8 protein-coding genes are annotated in these 6419 nt (G+C 49.7%); 2 read left to right on the top strand and 6 right to left on the bottom strand.

Annotation, left to right across the window (positions count from 1 at the left end; translation table 11 throughout):
- Positions 1–480 (top strand): ATP-binding protein (locus tag B0I18_RS25105; RefSeq protein ID WP_342749505.1); only part of this gene is annotated, 480 nt, incomplete at its 5' end.
- 36 nt (positions 481–516) lie between these two features.
- On the opposite strand, the gene B0I18_RS13825 is transcribed toward B0I18_RS25105, so the two are convergent.
- The 5 genes from B0I18_RS13825 to B0I18_RS13805 form a co-directional block, all read right to left on the bottom strand.
- Positions 517–954: a DinB family protein gene (locus B0I18_RS13825; protein ID WP_106523304.1), complete on the bottom strand. Its 438-nt coding sequence runs from the start codon at positions 952–954 to the stop codon at positions 517–519.
- Between the two features lie 162 nt (positions 955–1116).
- On the bottom strand, positions 1117–1530 hold the full coding sequence (locus B0I18_RS13820) for a VOC family protein (RefSeq protein ID WP_106523303.1): 414 nt from the start codon (positions 1528–1530) through the stop codon (positions 1117–1119).
- 70 nt (positions 1531–1600) lie between these two features.
- The gene (locus B0I18_RS13815) at positions 1601–2317 is read right to left on the bottom strand and encodes a helix-turn-helix transcriptional regulator (RefSeq protein ID WP_106523302.1); all 717 of its coding nucleotides are present in this window, start codon (positions 2315–2317) and stop codon (positions 1601–1603) included.
- Positions 2318–2518: 201 nt separating this feature from the next.
- Positions 2519–3289, bottom strand: coding sequence for a hypothetical protein (locus B0I18_RS13810; RefSeq protein WP_106523301.1), 771 nt, complete (start codon positions 3287–3289; stop codon positions 2519–2521).
- Positions 3290–3641: 352 nt separating this feature from the next.
- Positions 3642–4520 carry an alpha/beta fold hydrolase gene (locus B0I18_RS13805; protein WP_106523300.1) on the bottom strand — a complete coding sequence of 293 codons (879 nt, stop codon included), beginning with the start codon at positions 4518–4520 and terminating at the stop codon, positions 3642–3644.
- 96 nt (positions 4521–4616) lie between these two features.
- On the opposite strand from B0I18_RS13805, the gene B0I18_RS13800 reads away from it, so the two are divergent.
- Positions 4617–4976: a MerR family transcriptional regulator gene (locus B0I18_RS13800; protein ID WP_106523299.1), complete on the top strand. Its 360-nt coding sequence runs from the start codon at positions 4617–4619 to the stop codon at positions 4974–4976.
- Between the two features lie 121 nt (positions 4977–5097).
- Here B0I18_RS13800 and B0I18_RS13795 read toward each other — a convergent pair whose 3' ends face one another.
- Entirely contained in the window at positions 5098–6330 is a 1233-nt protein-coding gene (locus tag B0I18_RS13795; protein WP_106523298.1) for a transglutaminase-like domain-containing protein, read from the bottom strand.
- Between the last annotated feature and the right edge of the window lie 89 nt (positions 6331–6419).

The raw sequence follows: 6419 nt of genomic DNA, 5'->3' as shown, positions 1-6419 counted from the left end.
GTATATATCTCCCTCGAACAGGAACTCAACTACCTTAAAGCCTATATCGACCTCGAACGGCTGAAACAAGCCGAAAGCTTCGACTACGGGATCAGCGTAGATCCGCAGATCGACCCGCAAGCCACCCAGATACCCAATATGGTACTGCAACCCTATATCGAAAACGCCATCAAACACGGTATCAAACAAGCTACCGGCAGGGGCAGGCTGACCATTACCTTTAACCACTACCCCGGCAAAAGGCTGCTGGAATGCATTATAGAAGACAACGGGCCCGGTATAGAATATACCAGGCAGCATCGCGCCGCCACCGCTATGTCGCTGTCGCAAAGCATGAGCATTACCGACAAACGCATCCAGACCCTTAACCAGCTTAGCCCAGGAACAGAACCCATAAGGCTGCAGGTGGTAGACAAAAGCCACGAAAACCGGGAAACCGGCGAAACCGGGACAAAAATCATCATTCACTTCCCGGTATAGGTACAGGAACAGGCTATACCCCGCCGGGCGCAACCGTTACAGGAGTTGCGTTAAATGATGTTCCAGGTGTACGACATAATCCTGTATCAAAAACGCGAGCGTTCGTATGGCGCCATCTTTCATGGTACAGGTCTTTTGCAGGTTACCGGGAGGTATATGCCGGATAATATGGAGCAGGTGCCGGTTATAGGTATACCAGAAATCGATAAGCGTCTCCTTATCGGCAAGGTTGTAGTAGCTGTTGGCTACCCACTGGTCCTGGTCGTACCCAATCACAGGCGCCTCTTCAAACTGGGCCCTTACGAATCGCTGATGATTATGCGTAGCGCTGTCTGCCAGGTGCCCCAGGATTTCCTTCTTGCTCCATTTGCCGGGTGCGGGCCGGGCATCAAAGCTTTGCCCGGTTATCGCTTTTAACCGGGGCGGTACCGTTTCCAATAAATGGCTCAACCGTTCGATCGCCTGTGCTACCATAAGTGTTTTATTTAAACAGGCTACAAAAGTATTGTATATGCGTTATTTGCGTACCGGGCTTACACTGGAACAGACGGAACAGGCGGTCCGGGCTACAGTGCCCAAAATAAAAAAGCAGGGCCGCCCCATGGGCGCAACCCTGCTGCGGTAAGGGATGAAATCTTATCCTATTTTCCCCGCAAATTTCCGGATGGCCTCGGGGTTGGCCGGGGTAAAGAAATTGACCAGGTTGCCGTCCGGATCACGGAACAGGAGCGATTTATTGCCCCAGGGCATCACCGTTGGTGCCTGTACAAGGCCGGCCTGTATTGCGCCGGCGATGCGCTGGTATACGGCATCTACGTCGTCGACGATAAACTCGATAATGACCGACTGGTTGTGTGCAGCTTTCGCGACAGTATCGCCGCCAAAAAATTGTAAGGTCCGGGTACTGCCAATGGCCAGTGTCGCCGATTCCGTTTGCAGTTCTGCAAAATCATCGGTATACTGTATGGCCTCCCGGCCGGTTACCGCTTCATAAAATTTAACCAGCTGCTGTACGTCAGCGGTAATAATGCGGGTGGAAACGAATTGCATGATCTTTGCTTTAGCGCATTTAAAAAAAATTGTCCCTGCAAAGATGACGCCTGCTTATGACAGCGGTATGTCAGGGGTGTTGAAAATTTTTTCGTTTTTCTGCAAGGTATTCCGCCAGCGTCATTTTATGAGGCTCGAAAACGGCCTCCAGCATATTGATCTTCGAAATCCGGTCGAGGCGGAACATCCTGAAATCCTTGCGCAACCGGCAATAGGCAATCAATAGCCAGCTTTCTTCCTGGCTGTAATAAAAAGCAAAAGGTTCTACCTGCCGTACGGTAGACTGCTGCCGTTGTGCAGCCTGGTAAGTAATTTCCAGCACTTGGAAGGAAGTAAGAGCGCTTTGAACCAGGGCCAGGGAATCGCTGGACGAGACCGGGACTATGGCCGGGCTAACGGCTATTCTCTGCGACAACAGTTCCGTTTTTTCTTTGGTGGTATACCGCAAAACAGACCTGATCTTGGCAACCGCCGCCGTATAGGCCTCCCGGAGCGAACTGTCGCTGCCTTTAAGCATCAATTGCTCGGCGGTGACCAGCGCATTGGCCTCCGCTTCCGTAAACATTACCGGCGGCACGCGGTAGTCTTCCATCAGCATATAGCCTTTGCCCTCCTCGGTTAATACGGGCACCCCGGACTGTTCCAGGGCCCGTATATCCCGGTAAATCGTTCTTATGCTTACCTGGAACTTTTCGGCCAGCTGGGCTGCCGTCACCAGCCGCCTGGTTTGCAGTTGCGTGATGATCGCCGTAAGCCTGGAAACTCTTTTGATATCTGTATTGTCCATGGTCTGCAGGCCCCTGTCTTGAAACCGGAAAAAGTAAAGATACCTTACCCGGGACCTGTTGCAATATTAGCAATTGTTTCGATCAGGAAAAACCCTGGGCTATAGTCCCTGCAAAACAAGCTCAAACAGCCTCCCGGCTTGTTTGAGCTTGCAGACCGGATGTATTAAATCCGGCAGGTATACCGTATTGTTACCGGCGTCTTAGCAGGACGGGCTGCCGTATGCACCGCAGGTCTGGCTGGTACCGCCATTGAAATATACCCGTACCCTGATCCTGTTCTTGTCTTTAATGCAATAGTTATCATTAGTACCCGGTACCAGGGTTGTATTACCCCAGCTGGACCATGTACTTAACCAGTTCTTTTTGTATTCACGTACCACGTAGATATTCTGAGGACCGTGATTGAACGTAACAAGACCATTAGCTAAGGTCATGTAATAGACACCGTATTGATAACCATGGTTCGGGTTGATAGGACCTTCTTCCGGTGGCGCATAATTGGTCAAAGCCGCCGGCGCGTCGAAGGAAAAAGAAAAACCGGCCGCGTCTTTGGGCAGGTTGGTCGCCGTTACGATACAGGTAATATTCTTGCTGGCAGTAACGGTTTCAGGTATACCCGTTGCCACAGGCTCTTCCCTGTTGTCGGCAGCCTTTTCGATTTTTGAATATAAAACTTCGATACGCAGGTGCTGCCTGATATTACGGATCTCTTCGTCAAAGACCTTTTTATCATCGCTGCTTACCGACAGGCTCACGGAGTATTTATTTGACGCGTCAAATAAAGTGACATAGGTTTTATACTTGCCTTCGTCGTTCAGCAGGGTGGAATCCTCTTTACAGGACATGGTAAATAATTTGTTGACATCATAACCGCTGTTGTCCTCCTTCTTTACAGCAAGCGGAGCATCCGCCTGTTTGGTACAGGAGGAAATGGCGACGAGTACAACGGGCAATAACAGTAATTTTTTCATAACGAGTAGCAAATGCATTCTTTTTAATATGCGCGGCAAATGTATGCCGTCACCGGTCTATCCTTTTGTCCTACTGAGCAGGCTGGTCATCCGGCTGCGCAGCCGAGCCGGTCAGGAGGTAATTGCACAGCGCTCAGGGCATAAAAAGATGGCCCGTAAATGATTACAGCACTAGGTGCCGCAAACCCGGAAATGCATCACAGCCGTGCCGGTATGCCAGCTAACCCCGGATAACATTTATCCTGCAGGCGGTATCTATTGCTAAACCAATGCAGATAACAGGAAGCAGCCACCTGGGCGGGTGGCTGCTTACTGCTTTTAAAAAGGGCTATACGGCCTGTGCGGTAAGGTATCAGTTTAAGAAGGATAACAGGGCATGGGCCACAGCTCCCGGTTTTTCGGCCAGTAAAAAATGTCCGCTATCCGCGACCAGCTCCATATTGAAACCGGTAGCGAACTGTGTAAGCGAGGCCTGTAACATGTCGTAACCGGCGGCCGAGGCGATACACAATACGGGCGCCGTTACCTTGTTATAGGTTGCTATATCCTGTATATCCCGGGTAAAGGCCTGGTACCAGGCGTTCGAAGCGCGTATGCCTGCTTCGCTGTCGTAAGCACGGCTGTACACAGCCTTATCGAAATCGCTGATGCTGCGGTCATCCTGCAGCAAGGCCTTAAAAACCCAGTCGATAACAAGACGCATCCTGCCGGCCAGCAGCGCTTCCGGCAAGGCCTTTACCTGGTTAAACGCGAGCCACCAGGGGTAGGTATAGTCCAGGCCGGGTACAGGCAGCATGGGGAGCTGGTACATCGAAGCATCGGGATGCGGCGTATCCAGCATCACCAGTTTGGCCGTAGCGTCGGGGTAGTTGGCGGCAAAGCTAAAGGCCACATGGGCGCCTATATCGTGGCCACAGATATGTACCTGCCCGCAATTCAGTTGCCGGGTAAGCTCGTAAATATCTTTCGCCATATTCTTTTTATCATAACCCTCCAGAGGCTTGCCCGAACTACCCATGCCCCGGAGATCGACGGCTATGACCCGGTATGTTGCAGCTAGCAGGGGCATTACCTTATGATAGGCCCACCAGGTTTCCGGCCAGCCCGGAATAAGGACCAGGGGCTGTCCTGAGCCGCCTTCCACATAATGTAAGTTTACCCCGTTCACTTCCGTTTCCTTATTGACGAACCCGGTAAGGTGATGCTGCACTAACTCCTGGTCTGTATACATAACTTTATTATTTATCTTGTTTCATCAAAATTAAATAATAGTTTTGAATGCCTGAACCATACAGTATACTTCATAGTTTACATATATTTTTTCAACATGAAACTAATCAGCCAGCTATCCAAAGAAACCGGCGTCCCCCCTGGCACCATCCGGTTTTATGAAAAATCGGGTCTTATTACCGGGACCAGGAAAGCGGGGGTAACCACTAATGATTACCGCTACTACGGCGACGATGTTATCGATAAGCTCCGCTTTATACAAATGGCCAAGGACGTGGGTTTCACCCTGAACGAGATCAAAGAGGTGATCGATGCCTGGTACCGGAAGAACCTTACCAAAAAAGCGCAGATAGCCGTACTGAACAGGAAGGTGCAGGAGATCGATGAAAAAATGCAGGAGCTGAAAGCCATGAAACGACAGCTGGCCATTTGTATAGAGAACGTCAAAAACCGGTAGTAGTAAGGCAACACAGCCTCAGTTCCTAGAGCCCGTCTTGCCTTTCGGTTATACCCCTGTCCCGATAACCGCTGTAAACCGGTTTATAGTGGTTATCGGGCAATGGAGTAATGTCCATCCTTTAGTCGATCGCTTTATCCGTTTCAGGGCGCTGCCAGAAATAGACCGGGTTATGCGTAATCGTATTGCCTTTAAGATAGGGGTTCTGTTCGTCGTACCCGGTAGGGGTCAGCGCTATATACCTGAGGTCTTTATCTGCTGGCCTGTACCGGCTTTCCGTATTAAAGCGGCTTTGATTGGTACATTGTATCCAATAGAGATTTTTGGCCATATAGTAATCCAGGTACCAGTCCTTTGTCCTTCCGGTTTCTTTATTCAGTTGCAGGGGCTGGTTATTCCTCAGGCGTGTTCTTACCTCTTCGATGCTCAGCATATTGTTATGCTCATCCATTACGTAAATACCGTGTGACGCATCCATCCAAAGCCATTTGTTCAGCGTTTCGGAATATACGCAGTTGATCACATGACAATCCGGATCATTCCGGTCTTTGGGCATACAGGTCACAAAGCGCGATTTGAAGCCCATAGCCAGGTACATTTCATTCAGGGTCATCGCCATGTGCCGGCAATTAATGCCCTTGCCGGTAGTCTTATAATAGTTATAAAAATCGATGGCGTCAAACTCACACAGGGCCCAGTTGCTGCCATCGTATTTAATGCTGCGGGTTACAAAAAGCATAATGTTGACCAGCTTCGATACTTCGTCGCCCTTACCGGCTACAGAATCCAGGTTGAAGTAGGCTTTTACCGCTTTAAGATTGTGATGGCCGGCAACCTGGTAGTTGAACCCGGGCAGGGAATCTTTGTGATCGTCCTGGTAACTGCCCGATTGCTGTAATACCACAAGCATATCGTATTGCTTCAATTGATCCAGCAAAGCGATAAATTTTTTCTCTTTACGGATAGGATCCAGGTCGGTATCTGTTTTGATATGCTGGTATTCGGTATAGCCCCAGTATATGGCCTTTTCGAAACTCGCCAGGGCCGGCTTTTTATGTTGCTGTAAAGATTGTACACAGGAAAGGTTGTAATAGATATTGGCCTTGAGCGTCCTGATCCTGGGGGAAAGTTCCGCCTTTTCTTTTTCCGGCAGGGTCAAATGATCCAGCATACGGACCATATCGTTCAGTACCGCTTCTGCCTGCGGGTACGCTTTAGCCGGGTAATGGGTATTGTACTTCAGTTCCAGGGCTTCCAGCTGTACCAGGAATTGGCTCCAGGTGTGCGAATCCGTTTGCGCGCGTGCAGGGAATGCCAGGAGTAAAATTGCAAAGAAAGAGACCAGTGATTTCATCGTATCATTTTTCCGTTAATCGTAAAAGATAAGATAAAGTTACAGCGCATGTACAAAAAATTATGAGGGCAAACCGGATAGGTGTTGCG

Origin of the sequence: Taibaiella chishuiensis, from assembly GCF_003014535.1 — a bacterium.
GTDB classification, from domain to species: domain Bacteria; phylum Bacteroidota; class Bacteroidia; order Chitinophagales; family Chitinophagaceae; genus Taibaiella; species Taibaiella chishuiensis.
The sequence above is the reverse complement of the archived record's forward strand: the minus strand, read 5'-3'. Positions and strand labels throughout refer to the sequence as shown.